3 protein-coding genes and 1 pseudogene are annotated in these 3,068 nt (G+C 64.7%); 2 read left to right on the forward strand and 2 right to left on the reverse strand.

Annotated elements, in window-relative coordinates; genetic code table 11:
* Positions 1-310 (reverse strand): annotated as a pseudogene (locus AUC71_RS04830) (hypothetical protein); the annotation flags it as partial.
* A gap of 197 nt (positions 311-507) precedes the next feature.
* On the opposite strand from AUC71_RS04830, the gene speD reads away from it, so the two are divergent.
* On the forward strand, positions 508-1,047 hold the full coding sequence (speD, locus tag AUC71_RS04835) for an adenosylmethionine decarboxylase (protein WP_069623353.1): 540 nt from the start codon (positions 508-510) through the stop codon (positions 1,045-1,047).
* Positions 996-1,853 carry a polyamine aminopropyltransferase gene (gene speE, locus AUC71_RS04840; protein ID WP_069623351.1) on the forward strand — a complete coding sequence of 286 codons (858 nt, stop codon included), beginning with the start codon at positions 996-998 and terminating at the stop codon, positions 1,851-1,853. Before speD ends, speE begins: the two co-directional genes overlap by 52 nt.
* A gap of 2 nt (positions 1,854-1,855) precedes the next feature.
* Here the strand turns inward: speE and AUC71_RS04845 are convergent, their stop codons facing one another.
* Positions 1,856-2,977 (reverse strand): diphosphate--fructose-6-phosphate 1-phosphotransferase, encoded by a 1,122-nt coding sequence (locus AUC71_RS04845; RefSeq protein WP_069623352.1) that lies wholly within the window; start codon positions 2,975-2,977, stop codon positions 1,856-1,858.
* Positions 2,978-3,068 lie beyond the last annotated feature (91 nt).

A 3,068-nucleotide genomic window follows, 5' to 3' on the forward strand; every position in this document is an offset into this window, starting at 1 on the left:
GTCGTGTCCATGCAGCTGTTGAGTGCCTTGGCGCGTTCTGGATCACGGCTGTCGGCCAGAAGGGAAACAGCCGCGAGTTGGCCGACTCGGCGCAGGCGAACGGGCCTCCCGCCACGATGCCCGCCCCCACGATGTCCTCGGCATGGGCGATCTGGAGCTGCCCGGCCATGTAGGCGCCCGACGACAGACCCGAGACCGAAGTCTCCGACAGCGCGGTGCCGAGCGCCGGCAAGGACTCGGCGCACGCGCCCGAGGAGGCGAGGAGCAGCGCAGCCAGGAAACCGGTCGTTGCCTTGACGCTCACACCCATTGCGGCTCTCTCTCAGCCGGCTCGAGCCCGCAGCCGGCTGTCACAATTCCTCTGGCGAACGCGGGCAGGTCATTCTGACCCAGCAAACCAGAAATCTCTTGCATACGAAGAACACGGGGTGCAAATACCGCCTCTTATTCGAACGGGGCTCTGCCCTTGAGTTCGTCTGGATCTATCTGCTGGTTGGGGAGGACGCCATGTCCAGTGACGCCCTCTTCCAATTGGGGATGGACTTGGATCATGGTTCAAGCACCGCCCAAACGGAAGAAAAGCATTCCAGGTGCCTCGATCCCGAAATGGGAGAGGAGCGCAAGGATTTTTTCTGTGAGCGAGACGGAGTCCGCTATGCCGGAACTCATCTCATCATCGATCTCGTCCGTGCTGAGCGGCTCGACGATCTAGAACATATCGAGCATACCCTGAAGCGGTGTGTGGATGCGGCGGGCGCGACTCTCCTGCACATCCATCTGCATCGCTTCACGCCGAATGGCGGGGTCTCGGGCGTCGCGGTGCTTGCCGAGTCGCACATCTCGATCCATAGCTGGCCCGAGTACGGTTACGCCGCGCTCGACGTCTTCATGTGCGGCGACGCCGATCCCAACGCGACCATCGACGTGATGAAAGAGGCGTTCTCGCCCGGTAAGGTGGTCGTCAAAACGCAACTTCGGGGCAAGGAACTTCAGCGATGGAACGGTGGGTCGAAGAGACGCTCCATAGCGGCTTCCGCGTCCGCCTGAAGGCGGACAAGGTCCTCTTCGATAGCGAGACCGAGCACCAGCAGCTGATCATCTTCGAGAATGAGGATTTCGGCCGGGTGATGATGCTGGACGGTATCGTCCAGCTCTCCACCCGGGACGAATTCGTCTATCACGAGATGATGGCGCATGTGCCGCTCTTCGCCCACGGCAAGGCGAAGAAGGTCTTGATTATCGGCGGCGGCGACGGCGGCGTGCTGCGCGAGGTGTTGCGGCACCCGGAGGTGAAGAGTGCGACGCTGTGCGAGATCGATCGCAGCGTCATCGATCTTTGCCTCGAGCATTTCCCGGACGTCTCGGGCGGCGCCTACGACGACAAGCGTACCAAAGTGGTTATCGCCGACGGCACCAAGTTCGTGCATGAGACGGACCAGCGCTTCGATGTGATCTTGGTGGATTCCACCGACCCGGTCGGGCCGGGCGCGGTGCTGTTCACCAAGGAGTTCTACACCGACTGCCGGCGCGCGCTCGCATCCGGCGGCATCCTCGTCACCCAGAACGGCCTGCCCTTCCTGCAAGCGCCCGAGCTCAAGCAGTCCGTGACTTATTTTCGCGACCTGTTCGATGACGCCTTCGCTTATGTCGCCACCACGCCGAGCTATTTCGGCGGCTCCATGTCCTATGGCTGGGCCACCGACGACAAGAAGCTGAGGACTCAGAAGCTCGCGAAGATCGCGCGGCGCTACAAGAAGGCGGGCGCCTTCCCCACGCGCTACTGGAGCCCGGAAATGCAGGCCGCCGCCTTCGCGCTGCCGACCTATATCCGCGAGTTGGTCGAGGCGTCCTAAATCTAGAGGCGCTCGAAGTCGGGCAGGCCCCCCACCAGCGGCATGCAATAGTCGTAGAACGCGGCACTGACATTGTTGCGCCCCGACACGAAGTCGTCCGGCATGTGCCGGGAGTGACGTGCGACCGCCGAAAGATCCGCGCGGCCGAAGGCGCTGCGATAGCTGTCGATCGTGTTCGACGTGCGCACGATGGTCACCGAGGCGCCCGCATCGCCTTCTGCCGCAAGCGCCGCCGCGTGCCGCCCGACGCCGCGCGCTTCTTGTGCGTCCACCGCGGAGGGCTCCGGCCAGCAACGTTGAAGATAGCCGAACGTGTCGGCGCGCACGCGCGGCGGCTTCCCGCCTTCCGGCGTCAGGCCCTTCTTGAGGAAGTCCGCCAAGCCATCGCCGAGTGCGCCGGAGCCCGAGAGCTGCACATTGCCATGTGCGTCCACTTCGCCCGAGCGCATGAGCTGCGGTCCGATCTCCTTGCCGTCGGCGTCGCGAATGCCCTCGCTCACCGCGATCTGGCAGCGGCCAAGCGCCGAATAGGCCGCGTCCACGTCCGCCAGGAACTCATCCATCACGAACGGTACCTCGGGCACGTAGACGAGATGCGGCGCAGGCCGCTTGGCGGGATCGGCGTCGGAGTCTCGAGCCCCGCGCGCCAGCGCCGCCGAAGCCGTGAGAAAGCCGGCGTTCCGCCCCATGACGACATTGATCTTGATGCCGCCGAGGCTCGCATTGTCGAGCGCGTCGCCCATATGCGCCAGCGTCACGAACCGCGCGGCGGATGGGAAGCCCGGCGTGTGATCGTTCTCGCGCAGATCGTTGTCGATCGTCTTCGGCACGTGGAAGCAACGCATCTCATAGCCCGCCTCTGCGGCCTTCTCGCTCACGATGCGGCAGGTGTCGGCGGAGTCGTTGCCGCCGACATAGAAGAAGTAGCGGATGTCGTTCGCGCGGCAGCCTTCGAGGATTTGCGCGCAATAGACCTCGTCCGGCTTGTCGCGGGTCGAGCCCAGCGCCGCGGAGGGCGTGCGGGCGATGGCGTCGAGCTGCTCCGCCGTCAGGCGCGTGAGATCCACCAGGCCTGCCCCCGCGTCCCTCTCCGCTGCGGCCTTTGGCGATGCCGCGCACGCCATGGCGCATGCCGAAGATCTGCCGGACCTTGCCGGAGGCGGCCAGGCCTTGCTGCAAGCCCTCGACCACGCCGCCAGCGACTGGTTGATGACC

The sequence above is a fragment of the Methyloceanibacter marginalis genome (assembly GCF_001723295.1).
GTDB lineage: Bacteria > Pseudomonadota > Alphaproteobacteria > Rhizobiales > Methyloligellaceae > Methyloceanibacter > Methyloceanibacter marginalis.